This window comes from Dolichospermum heterosporum TAC447, from assembly GCF_024584745.1.
GTDB lineage: Bacteria > Cyanobacteriota > Cyanobacteriia > Cyanobacteriales > Nostocaceae > Dolichospermum > Dolichospermum heterosporum.
In genome coordinates this window covers 1,137,732-1,158,609 of the sequence record NZ_CP099464.1, presented here as the reverse complement: position 1 = coordinate 1,158,609, position 20,878 = coordinate 1,137,732, and the positions used below count along the sequence as shown (strand labels likewise).

15 protein-coding genes and 1 pseudogene are annotated in these 20,878 nt (G+C 38.9%); 9 read left to right on the top strand and 7 right to left on the bottom strand.

What is annotated here, in order from left to right; all coding sequences use genetic code 11:
• Positions 1-34: 34 nt before the first annotated feature.
• From NG743_RS05195 to NG743_RS05185, 3 genes and pseudogenes are all read left to right on the top strand, one after another.
• Positions 35-259 carry a hypothetical protein gene (locus tag NG743_RS05195; RefSeq protein WP_257121637.1) on the top strand — a complete coding sequence of 75 codons (225 nt, stop codon included), beginning with the start codon at positions 35-37 and terminating at the stop codon, positions 257-259.
• Positions 260-277: 18 nt separating this feature from the next.
• Complete coding sequence (locus tag NG743_RS05190; RefSeq protein ID WP_257121636.1) at positions 278-466, top strand: restriction endonuclease subunit S; 189 nt, start codon at positions 278-280, stop codon at positions 464-466.
• Between the two features lie 265 nt (positions 467-731).
• A pseudogene (locus tag NG743_RS05185) lies at positions 732-2,323 on the top strand (IS1634 family transposase).
• A 799-nt stretch (positions 2,324-3,122) separates the two neighbouring features.
• On the opposite strand, the gene NG743_RS05180 reads toward NG743_RS05185, so the two are convergent.
• Positions 3,123-5,477 (bottom strand): arylsulfatase, encoded by a 2,355-nt coding sequence (locus NG743_RS05180; protein ID WP_257121635.1) that lies wholly within the window; start codon positions 5,475-5,477, stop codon positions 3,123-3,125.
• A 1,009-nt stretch (positions 5,478-6,486) separates the two neighbouring features.
• Between NG743_RS05180 and NG743_RS05175 the strand changes: the two genes are divergently transcribed.
• From NG743_RS05175 to NG743_RS05160, 4 genes are all read left to right on the top strand, one after another.
• The gene (locus NG743_RS05175; RefSeq protein WP_027404565.1) at positions 6,487-7,329 is read left to right on the top strand and encodes a hypothetical protein; all 843 of its coding nucleotides are present in this window, start codon (positions 6,487-6,489) and stop codon (positions 7,327-7,329) included.
• A 109-nt stretch (positions 7,330-7,438) separates the two neighbouring features.
• Positions 7,439-7,603 carry a hypothetical protein gene (locus NG743_RS05170; RefSeq protein WP_173401728.1) on the top strand — a complete coding sequence of 55 codons (165 nt, stop codon included), beginning with the start codon at positions 7,439-7,441 and terminating at the stop codon, positions 7,601-7,603.
• Positions 7,604-7,644: 41 nt separating this feature from the next.
• Entirely contained in the window at positions 7,645-7,875 is a 231-nt protein-coding gene (locus tag NG743_RS05165; protein WP_027404566.1) for an AbrB/MazE/SpoVT family DNA-binding domain-containing protein, read from the top strand.
• The gene (locus NG743_RS05160) at positions 7,868-8,257 is read left to right on the top strand and encodes a type II toxin-antitoxin system VapC family toxin (protein ID WP_201769174.1); all 390 of its coding nucleotides are present in this window, start codon (positions 7,868-7,870) and stop codon (positions 8,255-8,257) included. The genes NG743_RS05165 and NG743_RS05160 overlap by 8 nt, the downstream gene beginning before the upstream one ends.
• Positions 8,258-8,272: 15 nt before the next feature.
• Here the strand turns inward: NG743_RS05160 and NG743_RS05155 are convergent, their stop codons facing one another.
• From NG743_RS05155 to rimO, 5 genes are all read right to left on the bottom strand, one after another.
• Positions 8,273-8,710 (bottom strand): YidH family protein, encoded by a 438-nt coding sequence (locus tag NG743_RS05155; RefSeq protein ID WP_027404567.1) that lies wholly within the window; start codon positions 8,708-8,710, stop codon positions 8,273-8,275.
• Positions 8,711-8,752: 42 nt separating this feature from the next.
• Positions 8,753-9,094, bottom strand: coding sequence for a DUF1622 domain-containing protein (locus NG743_RS05150; RefSeq protein ID WP_027404568.1), 342 nt, complete (start codon positions 9,092-9,094; stop codon positions 8,753-8,755).
• A gap of 506 nt (positions 9,095-9,600) precedes the next feature.
• The gene (locus tag NG743_RS05145; RefSeq protein WP_193963514.1) at positions 9,601-10,476 is read right to left on the bottom strand and encodes a bile acid:sodium symporter family protein; all 876 of its coding nucleotides are present in this window, start codon (positions 10,474-10,476) and stop codon (positions 9,601-9,603) included.
• A 578-nt stretch (positions 10,477-11,054) separates the two neighbouring features.
• On the bottom strand, positions 11,055-12,614 hold the full coding sequence (locus tag NG743_RS05140; RefSeq protein ID WP_257121634.1) for a DEAD/DEAH box helicase: 1,560 nt from the start codon (positions 12,612-12,614) through the stop codon (positions 11,055-11,057).
• A 65-nt stretch (positions 12,615-12,679) separates the two neighbouring features.
• Entirely contained in the window at positions 12,680-14,035 is a 1,356-nt protein-coding gene (rimO, locus tag NG743_RS05135) for a 30S ribosomal protein S12 methylthiotransferase RimO (RefSeq protein WP_027404571.1), read from the bottom strand.
• A 922-nt stretch (positions 14,036-14,957) separates the two neighbouring features.
• Here rimO and btpA point away from each other — a divergent pair.
• A complete protein-coding gene (gene btpA / locus NG743_RS05130) occupies positions 14,958-15,770 on the top strand; it encodes a photosystem I biogenesis protein BtpA (RefSeq protein ID WP_035083305.1) in 813 nt (270 codons plus the stop codon).
• A 291-nt stretch (positions 15,771-16,061) separates the two neighbouring features.
• The gene (locus NG743_RS05125; protein ID WP_027404572.1) at positions 16,062-17,051 is read left to right on the top strand and encodes a vitamin K epoxide reductase family protein; all 990 of its coding nucleotides are present in this window, start codon (positions 16,062-16,064) and stop codon (positions 17,049-17,051) included.
• A gap of 297 nt (positions 17,052-17,348) precedes the next feature.
• Here the strand turns inward: NG743_RS05125 and NG743_RS05120 are convergent, their stop codons facing one another.
• Complete coding sequence (locus tag NG743_RS05120; RefSeq protein WP_257121633.1) at positions 17,349-19,931, bottom strand: tetratricopeptide repeat protein; 2,583 nt, start codon at positions 19,929-19,931, stop codon at positions 17,349-17,351.
• Positions 19,932-20,878: the final 947 nt, after the last annotated feature.

The window sequence follows — 20,878 nt, the reverse complement described above, 5'->3', positions numbered from 1 at the left end:
AATCTTTGTCAAAGTTTTCTATATAACTAATATTATGACTCTCAAAGAACGACTACTCCAGGAAATTGAATATGCACCAGAAACCTTGCTTCAATCCTGTTTAGAATTTATTCTCTCAAAAAAGAACGGATCTCATTTTCCATCTCCAAACGAGGCGAAACAATCAGATAAACCCCTGTGGGAAATTGCTGATGATATTATTGCCACTATTCCCGAAGAATCTTTTGATCTTCTTCCTAATGATGCGGCGGAAATTTAACATTTAACAGGGGAATGTATGCAGTTGATAGTTGATAGTGGACAGTTGCCAGTAGGATGGGAAGTGAAAACCATTGGTGAAGTTTGTAAAACTGGTGCAGGTGGAACACCTCTCAAATCAAAAAAAGAATATTATGAAGGTGGTAAGATTCCTTGGCTTTTAACCCACATTCCGCACCCTGAACTGTCACATATCAAAAAAGCCTAGCGAGTAGTACATAATAACTAAAAATCATTCCAAGGGTAAGAGGCTTAATGACAGTAAGTAGCATTAAGCTGGGCATGGAGTGAGAAAGTGGAACTTCGTAACGGGACTGAAAGAAAGAGAAAATTCGATATGATTAAAAAATTAATTGTTCACAAAAGCAAGAAATGAGAGAATCACAATAGAACAAGTAGAGGAATCTGTTGTGAAATTAAAACCCCAAGAAATAGAAATTCAAAACATAGATCATCTAGGGATAGTAGCAGGGATGATAGATTCAATCGGAATAGTAGAAATAATAAATGAATTAATAGGAGTTGAAAAAGACGAGAAAGTAAGTGCAGGTCAAGTAGTAAAAGCCATGATAATAAACGGGTTAGGATTTGTATCGAAACCCTTATATATGTTTCCCCAATATTTTGAAACAATCGCCTGTGAGCATCTAATAGAAGAGTAAAACCAGAATATCTTAACGACGATAAATTGGGGAGAGTTATGGATAAACTATTTATCAAAGGATTGGATACACTATTTTTTATCATAGCCTTAAAAGCAGCACAAAAATTTGGAGTATCACTGTCAACGTCACATTTAGACTCATCATCAATACACGTGCATGGGCAATATAATACAAGTTTACCAGAAGTAATATTTGAGAATCAAAAAGTAGGAAATAACCAAGAATTAGAAGAATTAGCAGTAAAATCACCAAAAGAGATAACCATCACCTACGGTTATTCCCGTGACCATAGACCAGATTTAAAACAATTCATCATAGAAATGATATGTTCAGGAGATGGAGACATACCAATATTTTTAAAACTAGCATCAGGAAACCAAACAGATTCATCATGCTTTGGTCAAATAGCAGTAGAATATCAAAAACAATTAGAAGTTAATAGTCTCATCGTTGCTGACGCTGCTTTATATACAGAATCAAACCTGAAAATGATGTCAGAATTACGTTGGTTATGTCGAGTACCATTAAGCATAAAAGCAGCAAAATCATTAATATCAACATTACCAGAATCAGAATTTATTGATAGTACAATACCAGGATATAAATTAGCATCAAAAACCGAAAATTATGCAGGGATAGAACAAAGATGGTTAGTAGTGCAAAGTCAAGAAAGAAGAGAATCAGACCTGCGTAAGCTCAGACAAAAAATTACCAAAGCAGAATCAAAAGCTGTGAAAGATTTGAAAAAGTTATCACAAGAGAGATTTGCTTGTGAGGCTGATGCTATCAAGGCATTATCAAAATTATCAAAACAATTCAAATATCATCAAATTAACGAAATTTTGGTTACTCAAATCAAATTTAAGACAAAAGATTCTTCAGAAGAAATATCTTACCAAATATCAGCTACAGTTTCCGAAAATGAAAGTAAAATTAATACAGAATTGCTGAGTGCAGGACGTTTTATTATTGCTACGAATGTTTTAGATTCAAATGAACTTAGCAATGATTCCATGCTGAGTGAATATAAAGCTCAACAGTCTTGTGAGCGGGGGTTCGGTTTTCTTAAAGACCCATTATTTTTTGCAGACAGTATTTTTCTCAAAAGTCCTGAGAGAATAGAGTCTCTGGGAATGATTATGGGTTTATGTCTACTGGTTTATACTTTGGCTCAACGTCAAATTAGAAATGCTCTGAAAGATTCTAAATCAACAATTAAAAATCAATTAGGTAAAGCAACTGACCGTCCTACTTTACGCTGGATTTTTCAATGCTTTCAGTGTATTCATTTAGTTGAATATAACAACGAACAACACGTCTCTAATTGGACTCAAGATAGGGATTTTATTCTGAATCTTTTACCAGATGATTGTTTTCATTACTATCAATTAGCCACTTAATTCTTCTCTCCATTAATTTAATTAATATCAGATTTAGGAGCTAATCTGTTTGATTTATTGCTCTATTTTACTATGTCTATAATTTCGTTTTTTACTTCAATTTATTAGTCTAACTTATAATCTGTATCTTGAATATCTTCATTTATTTATCTTTTTCTCCCTCTGGGTGGTGTTCATTCTTGTTGCTCCTTATTGACAATGGGTTTTGATGCTATTTTTGGTGTTTTTCTTTTTTGCCAATGTATTTTCTCGATAATATGTTATTTTTTATTCTCAATTTTATTTCTTGCCTATGTAATTCCACTCCTGTGACAGTTGGGGTGCGGAATGTGGGATTAAAGAATTAGGTAGCGTTGCTAATATCAGTGAAGTATTTATAGGATTTCAGCAGTATTTGTATTCACAGGATATAGCAGCTTAATTGGGCAGGTTGCGACAATTAAGTAGGTTGGCGTTGAAAATTGTCGTTATAGCGAGGCAAGAGTAAAGAAGTTTTCAGCGATTTTACGTTTCTTTACACAGTTTGGTTTTATTGTGTTCACCTACTTATAAGTAGTGAGACAGAATTAGTTACATAATGCTATTGCATTAGCGCAGCGTGGCGTTAGCCATAGGGAACGAAGTGAAATGAAGCAATCGCCAGGGTTGTGATTGCTTCCCTTCCCTCGCAATGACTGTAAATATTTTTGTCCAAATTACTTAGCGGTTATCGCTAGGATGCAATACAATCTAGGGCGCAGACCCTGCGCCCCTACATTTAATGATAAGTGAGATCACTCACCCTAAAAAGTATTTATCCTTACTGTCGTGCCATAATAGTCCGCATTTCAGCTTCCCGATCTTGAATCAAATCGCCACTGACATCCACCATCACACTATAAATCTTACCCGTAAACTTAAAAGGCGGTTCATAATCCGGCGTAACAGGCGCACCAGGGGCAATTCCACAGGTGATACCACTGGTTAGACCTAGTGCTAAAGGAGTAGTTACAGGTACATCAATCTGCCCCACCAATCTCTCATCAATATACAATTGTCCGCGTCCTGGCGTTCCTTTTCCCTTGGCTAAATCTGGTTGACCCGTGACTTTAAACTCAAAGCGCAACCGATGACGACCTGCTGGCACAGATGACCCAGATTCTACATGATAGAGCGATCGCCCTACATAATTATGAACCCAGTGCAGTTTGCCATTTTGGACATAGAAAGAATAGCCACTATCATTTCCCCCATGAGCCAGTAATATTCCTTCTGCGCCACCTGGGGGAATCTCCACATCAGCCGTAATACTGTGGGGACGATTTAACACCCTTACCGCACTACCGGCGGGAATCGCTTGAGTATCAGGATAATAAACATAGCGGCTACGATTGACCGTAATTTGCGGGCGTTCTTCCGCCAGTCGTTGCGTGCCACGTCCATCCACAGGCAATACATTATACTTACCAGCCTCTACATACCAAGTAGCAATCATCTCAATCAACTTAGGGCGATTAGCAGCCGCAATATTGTGATTTTCCGCAAAATCTGAAGCGACGTGATACAGTTCCCAATGATGAGTATCCAAATCCGTTAGAGTTTCCGCCGAAATCGCCTCACCAAAAAACCGCCCCGCTTCTGTAAATGAAGGACCCGGCCAAGGACAAACCGCCCGCCAACCATCATAGTAAAGAGAACGATGTCCCATCATCTCGAAATACTGGGTAATATGCTTAGTAGGGGCGTTACTATGATTAAAAGTATGGGCAAAACTGACACCTTCAATGGGAGATTGAGTCACACCCTTAATCGTTGTGGGTGGTTCAATTTCCAGTAATTCCAGCACTGTTGGCACAAGGTCAATAGCATGAGCGTACTGAGTCCGAATTTCCCCTTTAGCCTCAATACCCTGACTCCAATGCACAATTAAAGGGTCACTAATTCCCCCTCGATAGGTTTCCCGTTTCCACCGCCGAAAAGGTGTATTCCCTGCCCAAGTCCAGCCCCAAGCATAATGGTTAAAGGTTTCGGCACTACCTAATTTATCTAATGCTTTGAGATTTTCCTCTAGGGATTCTGGCACATTGTTAAAAAACAGGTTCTCATTTACTGAACCAGTCGGACCCCCTTCCGAACTTGCGCCATTGTCCGAGATCACCATAATTACAGTATTCTCGAACTCACCGATAGATTTGAGGAAATCCAGTAAACGACCGATATGGTAGTCAGTATGGGTTAAAAAACCAGCATATACTTCCATCATCCGGGCATAAAGCCGTTTTTCGGCGGCTGGGAGAGTATCCCAGTGAGGAACATCGGGATCATGGCGAGAAAGTTCGGCATCTGCGGGAACAATCCCCATTTCCTGCTGACGGGCAAAAACCTTTTCTCTGTAGGCTTCCCAACCATCATCAAACTGTCCAGCGTAGGCATCAGCCCATTCTTTGGGGACATGATGAGGGGCGTGCATTGCTCCCGGACAGAAATACATGAAAAACGGCTTATTTGGGGCAACCTGCTTGGCATCAGCGATAAAGCTAATGGCTTTGTCTGCTAAATCTTCCGTGAAATGATAGCCTTCTGCGGGGGTCTTTTCTGGCTTGACGGTGTGGTTATCATAAACCAAATCTGGATAATATTGGTGGGTTTCTCCGCCTAAAAAGCCATAAAAACGCTCAAAACCACGACCCAGAGGCCAGCGATCATAGGGTCCTGCGGCTGAAAGTTGGTCTGAGGGGGTTAAATGCCATTTTCCCAAGGCATAGGTGTTATAACCCTTCTGGAGTAATATCTCTGAGAGAAACCCATTTTCAAAGGGAATATTCCCATTTCCTCCGGGATAACCCGTAGACCCTTCTGTAATACAGGACATGGCGTTAGAATGGTGATTGCGCCCAGTCAGCAAACAAGAACGGGTGGGAGAACACAGTGCCGTTGTGTGGAGATTATTGTAGCGCAATCCATTCGCGGCTAATGTGTCTAGGTTGGGTGTTTTGATGGGACTTCCGTAACTGCCAAATTGTCCAAATCCTGTATCATCAAAAACGATAAATAGGACGTTTGGTGTATTTTCTTTTGCTCGCAATGGTTCTGGCCAAGCTGGACTGGATTTATCAACTGTCCTACCGATGACTCCAGGGAAGGTAGTTCCAGGTTTGTATTCACGCAGAGACATAAATCTAAACTCTTGAGAATATTTAATTTTTAACAAAAACCCTGAAGTTCTATATCCTCTTTAGGAGGGGGTAATTTATAAATTCATGGACTGAATTACCATACTGAGAAAACTAATTAAGGGACTTCCAGTAAATAAATTATCCCATCTCAATAAATGAACAAACGAACCACAGAGGCACAGAGAACACAGAGAGAGAAGAAATAGAGAGGGTTTTTGGCAAAAAGGGCTATTTAGTTATGAAAAACATCACTCAATTAACTCAGCTAGAATTTGTTTTACTCAAAATAGTTGACAAACGAACAGCTCATGTGTAAAATGAAATTACATAACCTAAGATAGCCCAACTATACAAAATGCTTTCAGAAGACCAGCCTAGGACTAATACTGAGTTTGGGGATATTTTAATCAAGATAATTAAGAATCCTTGTATCCCTGAATCAAAAGACCTGCTTATACACGAAAAACCAGCATTTGGCTATAGATTACAGAAAAGCAAACTCTCCGATAAAGAATATTCCTTAGAGTTCATAAAACTGCTATATGAGGATACGGATAGCTGAAATGTCGGTTTTTGATTCAGATTCCTCTCTAATTATCCAAGGATGATCAGCTAAAACATAATCCCACTTTTTTTAACTCAGGAATCACTAAAATCACTGATTCTTTTTTTTCGTCAGACACTGATGGTACTGGAGATGCAGACTGTATTAGCCTAGCCATTTTGTCTAGTAAAATATTTTTTTCTTATTTCTTTGAAAATTTTAATAACATATGTTATCCTCTAGAGGAGGGGTTAAAACAGCCTAAAATGTTTGGTTCATGTGTGGTTATGGCAACCAATGGATCTCAAGGTAGCTTTAATTCTGATGAACTTAGAGATTTTGGGAAATCCTGTTTTTTACAACTGATAGACCACCTCCGAGGGAGGGAAGGTTTGACTACAGACCAACGCATCAAGTAAGACAATCACCCATTGAAACAAATCACCTAATTGGAGTAAAATACAATGACCACAGACCAACCAAAAGAAACAGAATTTGGTGAGTTATTAGTCAAAATAATAAAAAAACCATATATTCCTGTTTCAAAAGAAGTATTGGTACATCCCAGTCCAACACCTAATAAACCTGGACAACCTCACAGACTAAGACAAAGCAAGCTGTCCAATCATGCCTATGCAGAAGCTAGGGAAAAATGGACTAAAATAATTGCTGAACGTAACTTATACCCTGACTCTCATGGACTATCTTATGATCTGTTCATGAAGATGTTACGTGACTTATATGGCTGTGACGACGTTCGAGATCCTGAAATGCCTATAACACGCGAAGCTGTGAATCATCTAGTCCATACTGGCAATCCTTGGATTAAATCTAAAGCCGCTGCTACCGTTCAGGATTATAATTTGCAATTTATTTGCTGCTTTACTCAGGAACATAGTTTTGCTGAGTTAAAAGCATTAGGTGAGAACGTAGTGGCGGAATATCATAATCTGCGACACACTACTAAAATTGTTGAACCCGTGAAGCCCAGTTTAGATTTTTCACTACCGCAGAACAATATATCCGAAGAAGACCTTTATATGAGCCATAAAGGTAAAATAACAGATGATAAAGAGAGTGCAAATAGTTTGCGATCACTTATCTGGAATACTTTGATAGAAAAAGGAAGAGATTATTTTCTATGCGCTGGTATTTCAGCAGAAGAAATTTTAACTTTGATTGCAGAAAAAGACCCACCAATCCGTTCTTCAACTATGAGAAGTCTGTCATCACTTCTAGGCTTGTCTTTAGAAGAAGTATTAAACTTACTTACTAAGGATACAGATAATCTAAATGTCGGTTTCTAATTTTTTAACCCAAGGATGACCATTTAGAATAGAGTCCCACATAACTTTCTAGAGGCTATGAACCTGTAATCATTTGTAATCCTGAATAACTTATAGAGAGGTAAAATTTATGTGGGAAGATCCAATTGTGGAAGAAATTCGTCAAACGATGGAAGCACATTCTCAACAATTTAACTACGATTTAAAGGCAATTTATCAAGATTTAAAAGCACAAGAAAAGAAAAGCAAGAGACAATTTGTGTCTTATACTCCCAAAAAGATTAGTTTAGTTTAATCAGAACAAGGAATTACAGGATTAAATCAGGAGCAATAAAAATGCAAATAACCAAAGATGGAAGCATTACAATCCCACTGGATATTCAAGAAGAGCTAGGATTTTTACCGGGTACTGAGGTTGAGTTAAAAATTATGGGGAATAAATTACAACTTCAGAAAAAAAATAGTCCCACCAGAGAGGAGACTTTAATCAATCTTATGCGAGGAAAAGCCACCACCCATCTAACCACTGACGAAATTATGGAAATCACTCGCTCCACTTGTGACTGATATTTTAGTTGATAGCAATATTATTCTCGATATTATTACCGAAGACCCAAATTGGTTTGAATGGTCATCCCTGCACCTCATAGAATGTGAAAGTAGAGGAAATCTCCTCATCAACCCCATCATCTATGCAGAAGTCTCTATTGGTTTTGTCCAACTAGACGAACTTGATAGCGTCATCCCCCCAAACTTCTTTCAGCGCGAACCCTTACCTTGGGAAGCTGCTTTTCTTGCAGGTAAAGCATTTCAGCAATATCGTCAGAGTAAAGGCGATCGCCGTTCCCCTCTACCAGATCTTTATATTGGCGCTCATGCAGTCATCCGACAAATTCCCTTACTAACTAGAGATGCAAAGCGAGAACCTATTTTCCTAACTTACAGCTAATTGCACCCTAAATCTTTATAAATTTATTGCCCGAATTAGTACACCAATAAAACTAACTAAGCCAATTACCAGTAAAGCCACTCCGATAATTTCCACACTGTGAGAGGTTTCGTAGGTATAGCGATTATTTTGAATTTGTTTAAGTAACTGACGGTGTTCTCTCAAGCCTAAAACCATTCCCAACATTCCTGTCACAATAAAAGACAGTCCCACAATCACTGAAAATCTGACTGGGTTAAGATGATGACTAATGTGAGTATTTTCGATCGCCCTAACGATAGTGGGAATACCAAAACCAAAACCAATTAAGGAAAGACAGGTGCGTATCCACGCCATTAATGTGCGATCTGCGGCTGCCCGACTGCGGTATTTAGCTAGTTCTGTTCTATCTGCTGCTAAATCATTGGTAGACAACTGTTCAGGTGTTTCTGGGTTTATGGGTGGCTGACTCATTGTGGTAAGATGTGCCTGTAAATTACTTCTGAATAATTACTTTTATTGTTGTTTATTGAGTTCTTGACTCAGAAAATAATTAAGGAAAGTTCTAATTAAGGCAACTATTCCTAGTTTTCCTAGAGACTCAAAGGTTGAATGGTAGGTTGTAGAAAGAATATCTGCTCCTAATTGAAACTCTAATGCCAGCACTAGCCAAATTCCAAAGTTGAGCCGGATTTGCAGAAATCGGTTTTGACCATAATTATGGTTTCGAGTAATCGCTATTTTTCCGGTTTTTAATACACCCAATAAAATACAAAAGACAGAAATTAATTCTAGTAAGAATTTGAGCAAAGTCACGAAAAATGCTAACCCGCTCTCTAGCTGTTCAAATAATACCATAATTTAGCTTTTTTCTCACTTAGAACCCACATTCCGCACCCTAAACTGTCATATAACGAAAATTGGTCGTTTGGGGATTTGGGATTGGCGAACTGCTTGCAGCAGCGCTTCGCTATCGCTATCTGAAATTTCCCAAATTCTGCATAAAAACTGTCCTCTAAGGTATTCAAAAATCCGATAGCGGAGCGTGGCGTTAGCCATAATTACCGATTGTAACACCAGGGGGTGCGGAAGGTGGGTTGAAAAATTGCATTTATTAAGAGGATGTTTGAAAAGTCGTATCCCGTAATTTTCATCACATTGTTACCCCCTTTCCCCTTATAAAGGGGGGTAACAATAAAAATCCAGTTCCCTCCCCTTACTAAGGGGAGGGTTAGGGTGGGGTAAAAAATATTTGATACATCAACCATAACTTTTAAAACACCCTCTAAGTAGCCATCATGAACTTCATACACCAGGACACATGAAAAAAACTTCTTATTCCCCTCCTCGCTTGCGGGGAGGGGTTAGGGGTGGGGTCTTATTTTCATGTCAGGTTGTTTCTCTAATTTGCGTTTATTCCAAATTGAGTAAAAACCACCTAGAACTGCTCCTACAATTACATAAGCTATGATTGTGGGAATTACTTGTTGTTGTACGTCATTCAAAATAGCGATAAACAAGGCTAATCCGACATTACGAGCAATACAGGAAATTGCTAAAATTGGTTGTGTATCATCATTATAATCTCCTAAACTGTGTCCTATTGCTAGGGAAACAATTATCATGATGGTAATCACAACCATTGGTAATCCCCAAACTTTAAAAAATAGGGGAATCCCTAAAATACCAGCCAAAACAACCAGCAGTAATAAAAGAATATCAGCAATAAAATTTAAAGGTTGGGCGATATTTTCGGCAAATTTAGGAGTAAATCTTTGCAGCAACAGACCGATACTGACAGGCAACAACTGTACCATGATCACCTGTCTAGCGACTTCTAAAATTGTCACTTTTTCTACAAGATGCTGAAATAGGCTGAAAAAAATGCCCAAGGTGACGGGAGTAACGCAGACTGCAAGTATGGCGAGGGTTAATTGAAGACTGGCTGCGTAACAGAATCTGCCTCCAGCCTTTTGCGCTCTTTTTGTGGTCAGAGGCGCACCTGGAGAAGCCGCTAACAAGGCTAATCCTGTGATTACTTCGGGGGGTAAGTTAAACAGTTTTAGCAGGACAATAACCACTAAAGGAACTAGCACGACAACGGCTAAAAGCGCGCGGAGTAGTAAAGCCGGTTTTCGCCACAGGGAGAGCATTTCTTCAAAACAGAGATTGCTGCCTATGGCTAACATTAGAGAAAAAATCGTGATTTTAACGAAAATCAGCAATAAAGGATGGTGCATGGCTTTCACTACATAACTTGCTCCCTAGAAAGATATGAAACGAAATAAGTAGGTGAACACAATAAAACCAAACTGTGTAAAGAAACGTAAAATCTCCCAAACCCTCTTCACTCTTGCCTCTTGCCTCTTGCCTTTTGCCTTGCCATAACGACAATTTTCAACGCCAACCTACTTAAAGCGATCGCCAGGATTTAAAAAGCGGTTAAAACCTCATGAGTCGCTTTCCTCTCAGCACTAAGGGACTTCCAATTAAAAAAATCCCCAAAAGTTTCTTGTGTTGCGGGCATCTTGCCCGCTAATTACCAAGGACAGGCAGGATGCCCATCCCACAAAATTGGGTAATTTATTTTTTGGTGATCCCTAAAGTGACTGAGTTTCCCACTTACCACGAGGTCTTATGATATCTCTAAACACAACCCCTATTACTATCTCTGGTAATAAGCTTTATTGCTGTAAATATTTTTGTCCAATTACTTAATAAAGCCACCTTCAAGCCCGCAGGTTTTAATCTGTAGGTGAAAGTGGCTTTAAAAATCAGCTTATTAACAGGTTGTTATGGCGATGCACTGACAACCCATCTATTCTCTAACTGTCGGTAAACCTAACTTTTGGTTACTAGGACTAGGAGAAGATTCATGGTGAGTGATTTTCAACTTGGGTTTAGGACTACCGCCACCGCTGCTGCGTCTGTCGTCGTTGCCTTTACCTTCTTTTGACCAAGAGGAACGACCACTGCGACCACCACCGGAACTGCGTTCACGTTCGCCACTATCACCACGTTTGTTGATTCTGGGTTTGGGAGTTGGGCTTTCCTCAACGGGTAGGTCTACTCCTGATAGTAACCAAGCGGGGCGGGTTTGATCGTAGGCGATTTGTAAAGCAGCAGCAGCGATCGCATGAGCATCATATTCCTCAATCATTTCGCTGATAATTGGCAAGAAGGAAGCTAACCGTTCCCCAGTTAAAGCTTCAGCAACTTGTCCTCTTAACTTCTGAATATGTTGGGCTTCAATCTGTGCCTTGGTAGGAATAGACAGAATTTGCCAAGTTTGACGGTTATGGCGTTCAAATGCCTGTTGTTTGCGGCGTTCAAATGCCTGAACTAAGGAAATTGCCGTTCCTTCTTTTCCAGCCCGACCAGTCCGACCAATCCGGTGAACATAAGTTTCCACGCTATCGGGTAAATCAAAGTTGATCACGTGGGATAGTTGGTCAACATCCAAACCACGCGCTACAATATCAGTAGCTACCACCCAACGTACTTGACGGTTACGGAAACGGATTAATAGGCGTTCCCGGGCTTGTTGGGACAAATCACCATGATATTCATCCACACTATGACCAGCAGATTGTAATTGACTGGTTAATTCGGCGGCTGTGCGGCGGGTGCGAACAAAGATTAAAGCTGTTTCTGGATCTTCCATTTCCAGAATTGGTTGTAAAGCTTTAGCTTTTGTCCAATGACGGGGAATCATGTAAGCCACTTGATTGATTTTATTCGGTGCGGCTTTGGGTTGTTCAACGGTGACAGTTACCGGTGAATTCAAAAATTTATTTACCAACATCCGAATTGACGGTGGCATTGTCGCTGAGAATAAGGCTGTTTGTCTTTCTTCAGGTGCTTGAGAAAGAATTCTCTCTACATCGTCAATGAAGCCCATGCTTAACATTTCATCAGCTTCATCTAAGACAAACCATCTGACTTGATCTAATTTTAAGTTACCACGATCTAGTAAGTCTATGACCCGTCCTGGTGTACCAACAACGACTTGCGCCCCACGTCTGAGTTGCATAATTTGGCGGTCAATTGATTGACCACCATAAATAGCCGCTGCTTTCAAGTAACTGTTACCAATAAATTGGGAAATAGCCGCATGAACTTGAATTGCTAACTCACGGGTTGGGGTTAAAACTATTGCTTGTACAGCTTTTAAGTTGGGATCTAGTTTTTCTAAAATTGGTAGAGAAAAAGCTGCGGTTTTACCTGTTCCTGTTTGGGATTGACCAACTACATCCCGACCATTTAATAGTTGAGGAATTGCTTGGGTTTGAATATTTGTAGGTTCAGAAAAACCCATGTTTGCTAACAGTTCAGCCCGTTCTTGGGAAATGCCTAATTCTTGAAATGATAAATTCATTAACGCTCCTAGATTTGATTGTAAATTTTGAACTTGTGAGCCGATACTTATTTGTAAATTAAGTCTTATACAACAGCAGATAGCAGATAGGAAGATAATCTATCACTATTGATAACTTGACCATAGAGGTCATACTCATCGGCACTTTGAATTGCTACTTTGACGATGGTTCCTAGCCTAGCCTCTCCTTTAACATAGACTTGACCATCAACTTCGGGAGAAAATCTGCCGGAACGACCGATTAATTCTCCACCTTCAGGATTTTCTTGCTCAATCAGGACATCAACTATTTTGCCGATTTCCTGTTGATTTTTCTGGAAGGAAATTGGCTGTTGTAATTCCATTAGTTGATTACGGCGTTCCGTCATCACTTCTGCGGGAATTTGATTGGGTAGATTGTAGGCGGGAGTTCCTTCTTCTGGTGAGAAGGTGAAGACACCAACATGATCAAATTTATGTCGTTGGGTAAACTCTAATAAATGTTGAAAATGCTCTTGAGTTTCTCCAGGAAAACCAACTATAAATGTGGTTCTGAACACTGCTGATGGTAGGGCGATTTTCAGCCGTTCCATAATCCCATCATTGATTTGCCCTTGCCAAGGACGATTCATGGCCCGGAGAATTTCTGGATGGGAATGCTGTAGAGGCAAATCCAAATATGGTAAACAGTTGGGGGTTTCTTGGATGGCAGCAATTACATCCGGTGTGAGTCCAGTGGGATAGGCGTAGTGCATCCTAATCCAAGGGATATCTACTTTGCCTAATGCCCGTAGCAATTCGGCTAATTTGGGTTTCCCGTAAATATCTAAGCCGTAATTGGTGGTGATTTGGGAAATGAGAATTATTTCTTTGACACCTTGACTTGCCAGTTGTTGGGCTTCGGCGACTATTGATTCAATGGTACGCGATCGCTGGTTTCCTCGCAAATGGGGAATAATACAAAATGCACACCGATAATCACAGCCTTCTGCCACCCGTAGGTAAGCTACCCCTTCAGTGGTTGTCCGATAACGGGGTGTGGTTTCATCGGCAATATAGGTAGGTTCGGCAGTAATTTCTTTAACTCGCTCTCCCTGTTCTACTCGCTCGATGACATCAACGATTTTGTGATAATCGCCTGTCCCTACTACCGCTACTGCTTCCGGCAATTCTTCCAATAATTGTTCTTGAAAGTGTTGCGCCATGCAGCCAGTAATGACGATTTTTTTATTGGCTTCCGCTAGTTCTACTAGGGTTCTTACTGATTCCTGTCGAGCCGCTTCAATAAAACTACAGGTATTGACAATTACGTAATCTGCTAATTCTTCGTTACTATCTACACCATAGCCTGCATTTACTAGCAGCCCTAGCATATGTTCTGTATCAATTCGATTTTTCTCGCAGCCCAGGTGAGAAATGGCAATCGTTGGCTTTTCAACCATATTTTGAATAGATCTTCCGTTTTTCCTTGTTAATTAACATTCAAGCGTTGGGTTAGGAATATACAATCACCAAAAGACAGCAGGTAAATGAAGCACGAAACTTCAATCAAAAATCAATCGGGTTTTACTCGGTGATTTCTGACTGGGCGCAGTCCCTGCTCCCCTACCTCCTGAATTCTGTTGTCTTTTCCACCCAACTACCCGCTACTAATTACCAGATTTAACCTATATAACTAGCAACTTTAACTAGTAAAAGCCAAATTACGACCTTCAGCTATCATGTTGATAGGATCATGGCATGATACTTCTACTAATTTGTTTCCCAGGGTAATCTCAAGTGTCTTTGGGTAAGTCCGACACTCATTATATTTTTAACGATTCGCTTAATGGTATTTTGCATTACCGCAGCGTGGGCGTTGTTAATTTACCCGTTGGGAAGCCGACCAAGAGGTCTGTTGTGAGAAGCCGCTACCCAACTGGGGAAATCGCATTGGCGACTACGCCTATCAAGCAGTAATGCTACTCGGACATTTGCAATTAAATGCCGGGAAGCTGCCTTGCATCTTGTGAGTGGCAAACTCCTCTTGTCATTAGATTCTATCTTAACATATCTTATGGAAGGTTGAAAGTTAATTTATATCTTCAGGAGGAGGCAATAATTTGACCATGAAAAAGGTGGGTTCATGGGCAGGGAGATGGGAAAAATTACTAAATTACCCATTCCTAATCATCCATTCCCTGTTTTCTGTTCCCTAAAGCAACTTATATTATTAGTATAAAAGGCAGAAGGCTGTAATGCCTAAAGAATCTGCATTTTTTTGTGTGATTCTTCCTGTCTAGTTATTGATGCCATTTTGTTACCCCCTCGTCTGGAGAGTGGGGATAGACAATAACTCCAGACTGTGACAAGTAAATTAAAGACGTGGACTTACATCAGTTATTTAAAACCCGAACACCAATTATTGGCGTAGTACATCTGCTCCCTCTTCCGACTTCAGCCCGTTGGGGAGGTAGTCTCAAAGCAGTGATTGACCGCGCCGAACAAGAAGCCACAGCCCTTGCCAGTGGAGGTGTAGATGGGATTATCGTTGAGAATTTTTTTGATGCCCCATTTACGAAAAATCAAGTTGACCCCGCAGTTGTGAGTGCTATGACTGTGGTTGTGCAACGCATCCAGAATTTGGTGACTGTGCCTTTGGGCTTAAATGTCTTACGTAATGATGGTAGAAGTGCGATCGCTATTGCTAGTTGTGTTAATGCCCAATTTGTCAGAATTAATGTTCTTACGGGTGTGATGGCAACGGATCAAGGTTTAATTGAAGGGGAAGCTCATCAATTATTACGATATCGTCGGGAATTAGGATCTGATGTGAAAATTTTTGCTGATGTTTTGGTCAAACACGCCCGTCCTTTGAGTTCTCCTAATCTGACGGTTGCTGTTAAAGATACTATTGAAAGAGGTTTGGCTGATGCGGTAATTTTATCTGGTTGGGCTACTGGTAGTCCTCCTGACCAAGAGGATTTGGAACTAGCTAGTGCTGCGGCGGCTGGTACTCCCGTTTTTATCGGTAGTGGTGCAAGTTGGGACAATGTGGGTACTTTGTTACAAGCCGCAGATGGGGTGATTGTTTCTAGTTCTCTCAAACGTCATGGTCAAATTCAGCAACCCATAGATCCGATTCGCGTCAGTCAATTTGTAGAAGCTGCCCGCAGACCTCTATTGTCTAAACTATGATTCTTTTGATTTTCTTGATTAGAAATTGTCTAAACTATGATTCTTTTGATTTTCTTGATTAGAAATTGTCTAAACTATGATTCTTTTGATTTTCTTGATTAGAAATTGTCTAAACTATGATTCTTTTGATTTTCTTGATTAGAAATTGTCTAAACTATGATTCTTTTGATTTTCTTGATTTAGATGATTAGGAGGATCTTGAGATTCTTGTCACCAATTACCAATTACCAATTACCCATTACCCATTACCCATTACCCATTACCCATTACCCATTACCCATTACCAATATTATGATTCGTCGTCGTTCTACTCCTTGGATTCATAAATGGTCGCGTTCGGCGATCGCAACTATTGCTGGTTTTGGTATCCTAAATACAGGTTATCTCACCTATGAAAAGCTGACTGGCAGCACTCCGGTTTGTACTACCCCAGAAAATGTTAAAGGTTGTGTGGATGTCCTTTCTAGTCCCTGGGCTACGGTTTTAGGTCAACCATTACCTGTATTTGGTCTATTGGCATACATGGGGATGTTGATATTGGCTTTAGCTCCCTTAGCATTGAACGCAGGGGAAAATCACAAAAGTCAGAAACAACTAGAAAATTTAACTTGGTGGTTGCTGTTTGTGGGAGCGATCGCTATGTCAGTTTTCAGTGGATACTTAATGTATGTCCTGGCATTTCAACTCAAAGCTATTTGTCTGTACTGTATTGCCTCTGCCTTGTTTGCATTAACTATGTTAGTGTTAACCATCATGGGTAGAGACTGGGAAGACATCGGACAACTTTTATTTACGGCTGTGATTGTGGCAATGGTGACGCTAATTGGGACTTTAGGAATTTATTCTCAAGTAAATCCATCAGGTAACATTACTGAATCAAATGATGGTAAACCAACAGCAATTACCTTTACTCCTAAAGAACAACCCAATCCTCAATTTGGCTGGGAAATTACCACTAAATCTGGTGCAGCCGAAATAGCCCTAGCCCAACATCTTGTCAAATCTGGTGCTAAGGAATATGTAGCCTATTGGTGTCCCCACTGTCACGAACAAAAGCTACTTTTTGGTAAAGAGGCTTATCAAATCATTAATGATAATTCTAAGGTAGAGTGCGCTGGCGATAGTCCCAATGTTAAACCAGAATTATGTAAAGCTGCAAAAATTGAAGGTTTCCCCACTTGGATTATTAATGGTAAAAGTTATAGCGGAGTCCAGACTTTAGAGGAACTAGGAAAGATCACTGGTTACACAGGTCCGAGAAACTTTAAATATTTCCGCTAGAGATTAAGACTAAGGAATGTGAATTAAATAAACTGCAAAAGTCAAAAAGTAGGGTGTGTTAGCGACAGCGTAGCGCACCATTCCACATCAGAATTAATTGCAGGTTATTAAATTTGCGTTCCTAAATCCAAAAAATCATTAATCAAGCATCGAGAGTAGTGGGTTAGCATTGCGCTTTACCCCTACTGGATATTTATGTATGTAAATCATTCACAAAACCTCCTTTTTGTCAAGCCGCAAGGCATCCCGGATATTTATTGCGGAAAAATTGGGTTTAAAGCCCCGGTAGTATGTAAATTAGTTGTCTATTTCACTCGAATAACCCACAGTCCCCCTGATTTGGGTTTTTTTTAATTTCTCTTTTTCAACTTTCTCAACTTGCCGGGGAGCTTCCGCCGCTGTAAATAATATTATGGCTTCATCAAAATTGATCTGACTATTTTTAAAGTCACCCATTTTCTGATATGTTAAACCTAGTTGAAAGTAAGCTTCTGCTAAATCACATCTGTTACTGCTAATTTTATAAAATATTTCTATTGATTGTGAATGTTTGAAAAGTGCTTCTTCAAAATTATCTTGGATTCGATAAAGTTCTGCTAAACCAGTTAAAATCTTAGCTACAGGGGGATTATAGTGAGAATTGTAGTTAAGTTCCTTAGCAGATTCTATCCATCCATAGGAACTTTCTTTTTGAGAGAATTCTATCGCTGTATTATATATTTTAAAAGATTTTTCAATGTTCCCTAAATTTTTGTAAATTAGACCTAACTTTAATAAAGCATATATTTTACGCCATGTGCAAAAATTCACTTCAGTTCCTAATCCTGCATTAATCAAGAAAGTTTCTAAATTAACTATAATATAATATACCATTTCAGCAAAAATTCTTGTGAAAAACGAATAATATACTTTTTTAGCAAAAGATTTAGGAAAAGTGTATTTTTCTCCTGCATTAAAGTATGAGTATAACAAAGCTAAATGTAGCCACACGGTTACTTGATATTTTTCTATTTTTAACTTTAAATTTTTATCTCCCTTTTGTACTATGGTTTCTATCCATGATTTGGTCGGTTCTAAAATATCTATGGCTGCTTCCAGTTCCCAACTGTCTATATAGTAAAAGGATGAATGGATTTGATTTTTGACTATCAATAATATAATCTCATCATAACTTATATCTATTTGATGATTTTCAAAATTATTTAAAATACAATTTGCTATTGCTAGTGATTGATTCAGATAATTAATCCCTATACGCATATTTCCTGACACTAAATTTATTATGCCTTCAATACTATAAATACTTGCTAGTAGATATTCAGATTCTACCTTTTCTTTGAGGAAATTCAGGATAGATATTACTTGTGTTAATGCTCCCATTCGGTAGTAAGAAAAAGCCAGCATTTCATCAAATGACCAGCAACCATTTCTCCGTTCTATAACTATATATCCAGATTGTTCAAAGTCATGAATACATTCATAATGATAATAGGCTTCAAACGCTTTCTTAGCATCCTCCATTGTGCGAATATTTTTCACACTACCTCTCCAAAATTCGGCTGCTTTTCGGTTAACTTCTTCCCATTCTTGACTTGATTTCAACCTTTTTATGCTCTCTTCTTTAATCAGTGTATGCAGCCAATACTTCCCCTTAGCAAATTCAAACAAACGCAAACTTTTTAAACTTCTAATTACATACATACACTGTTGCTGGTCAGGAATATCCCACAACAAAGCCAGTAAGGCATCTTCAGTAACTTGCGGTATATCTTGATAGCGATAACACCCTAACCGACACAGTAATTTATAAGCATTTGGATTTAAACTTTGCAATCGGTTAAATTGGTTAACAACTAAATTTTTTAATCCTCTTTCCACCAAAGTACAATTTTCTTGCCAATAAGCAGTTGCATCTCCTTGATAATCTGTTTTTATTGATCCAACTAGGACGTGCATAGCTTTTGCATTACCCCCATATTTTATGTGCATTTCTTCTAGTAAAGAAATATCAACCTCAACTTCGTGAAATGCAAAAAATTCTTGCCACGTTGATACACTTAATTCACTTAAATAATAATGATAAATTATATCAACACGGTCATCAAATAAATGTTCTCTACTAGTAATTATCGTAAATGACTGGACAGTTACATCAGCTAAAACCCTGAATAATTCTAGATAAAGACTATGATTTTGAATGAATCTACCATGTTTATCTAGTGCGGGTTCTAAGTTATCAATTAATATCCCGACTTGGCGATTTTGCAAGTGTTTTTTTAATCTTGCGAGTGTAATACCAAATTCCCTTCCTGGTTCTTGTTCAAAGTATTGTTGCAGCCATTCTTCAACTACGCTTTCTACGCTAGTGATGTTCTCTGCCTCCCTAGCCATTTCTAGGGATAAAACTAAATCAAACCCTTGATTATCTAAGTATTGCCTAGCTAAAGTTGTTTTACCTAGTCCTCCTGGTCCCTGAATAACAATCATTTTTTGATGTTGATTGATTAGAGTATTAAGCTTTGCTACGTCATCATCTCTGCCAAAAAAATTAGGACTTTTGTTTTCAAAAGACAAGAAGTTTTGATAGCAACTCTTCGCACTACTTATATCTTTTGAAACTAGAATGCTGTCTACGTGACGCTTGTATGATATTTTCAATGCCTTAAATACGGACTGAATTACATATTCTTCAACACTCTGCTTTGTTAAAATTTTACGAATCGTATTGCTACTTATACTTTCACCAGTGTTTTCCACCTGTTTCTGTATCCATGTAATTCTATTGCGTAGATTAACGTAGTTTTTACTAAGGGTATTAATTATTTTTTCCTCACCTGACTCGGTTAATAAGTATGTCTGGCGATTTCTGGGGATTTTCATAATTTATACTCAAAACGGCTTATTCATTTGATCTGTGGGTAAGGGTTTAGCAGTGCTAAACCCCTACAAATTAAGGTTTTTCGTAATTTCGTCAAAGTCCATGTCCCAACCGTGTTGAGTATAACTAAAAAAAAATAATGAATTTAAGGAAGTTAAGGACTGATTATAGTAGATTTATTTTTTCTTTATAAATAGCTACAACCAAATTATAAAGCGATTTCCAGAACTATTATTAATGACCTTTACTTAACTTTCTTAAATATACGCATACCATTCAGAAATAGTGGGTTAATAACAATCTCATTAGTGGTTATACTCAAAACGGCTAGAAGCTGGACTTTTTTATCATACAAAGAACAAGTTCAAAGCCTCTCCAGTATTAAATATTATTCCTTTTCCCTCTCCTCTTATAGGGAGAGGTGCAAAGGAGAGGTTTACCAGAGGGAGAGGGGTTTAGCCACCAATAAATAAATTATACACACTAAAAATCTAGCTTTTTTATTATGTTTAAAAAGCTAAGTAGGTGAACACAATAAAACCAAACTGTGTAAAGAAACGTAAAATCGCCCAAACCCTCTTCACTTTTGCCTTGCCATAACGACAATTTTCAACGCCAACCTACTTAGAGGTTGTTTGAAAAAGCCTAATTTTAAGTAATTGGACAAAAATATTTACAGTCATTGCGAGGGAAGGGAAGCAATCACAACCCTTGGAATTGCTTCATTTCACTTCGTTCCCTATGGCTAACGCCACGCTACGCTAACGCAATGACATTGTGTAATTAATTCTGTCTCACTGCCCAGGAACTAGAAGTCACGGCTATACAGGCGAAACCCACCTACGTTAATAACCTTGATTTTTTATTAGTCCACGAAGGTGGACTCTGTTTGTGTAGTAGCGTATCCCTGGCGGGAGCTAGAGGCATCTTTACTAATCGCCATAAACTT

What these genes read in the sequence shown, in the direction of transcription:
- rimO (WP_027404571.1), bottom strand. Translation starts at nt 14,035, where the DNA reads ATGGTTGAAAAGCCAACGATTGCCATTTCTCACCTGGGCTGCGAGAAA.
- NG743_RS05180 (WP_257121635.1), bottom strand. Translation starts at nt 5,477, where the DNA reads ATGTCTCTGCGTGAATACAAACCTGGAACTACCTTCCCTGGAGTCATC.
- NG743_RS05140 (WP_257121634.1), bottom strand. Translation starts at nt 12,614, where the DNA reads ATGAATTTATCATTTCAAGAATTAGGCATTTCCCAAGAACGGGCTGAA.
- NG743_RS05125 (WP_027404572.1), top strand. Translation starts at nt 16,062, where the DNA reads ATGATTCGTCGTCGTTCTACTCCTTGGATTCATAAATGGTCGCGTTCG.
- NG743_RS05150 (WP_027404568.1), bottom strand. Translation starts at nt 9,094, where the DNA reads ATGGTATTATTTGAACAGCTAGAGAGCGGGTTAGCATTTTTCGTGACT.
- NG743_RS05175 (WP_027404565.1), top strand. Translation starts at nt 6,487, where the DNA reads ATGACCACAGACCAACCAAAAGAAACAGAATTTGGTGAGTTATTAGTC.
- NG743_RS05155 (WP_027404567.1), bottom strand. Translation starts at nt 8,710, where the DNA reads ATGAGTCAGCCACCCATAAACCCAGAAACACCTGAACAGTTGTCTACC.
- NG743_RS05195 (WP_257121637.1), top strand. Translation starts at nt 35, where the DNA reads ATGACTCTCAAAGAACGACTACTCCAGGAAATTGAATATGCACCAGAA.
- NG743_RS05145 (WP_193963514.1), bottom strand. Translation starts at nt 10,476, where the DNA reads ATGCACCATCCTTTATTGCTGATTTTCGTTAAAATCACGATTTTTTCT.
- NG743_RS05165 (WP_027404566.1), top strand. Translation starts at nt 7,645, where the DNA reads ATGCAAATAACCAAAGATGGAAGCATTACAATCCCACTGGATATTCAA.
- NG743_RS05190 (WP_257121636.1), top strand. Translation starts at nt 278, where the DNA reads ATGCAGTTGATAGTTGATAGTGGACAGTTGCCAGTAGGATGGGAAGTG.
- NG743_RS05170 (WP_173401728.1), top strand. Translation starts at nt 7,439, where the DNA reads ATGTGGGAAGATCCAATTGTGGAAGAAATTCGTCAAACGATGGAAGCA.
- NG743_RS05120 (WP_257121633.1), bottom strand. Translation starts at nt 19,931, where the DNA reads ATGAAAATCCCCAGAAATCGCCAGACATACTTATTAACCGAGTCAGGT.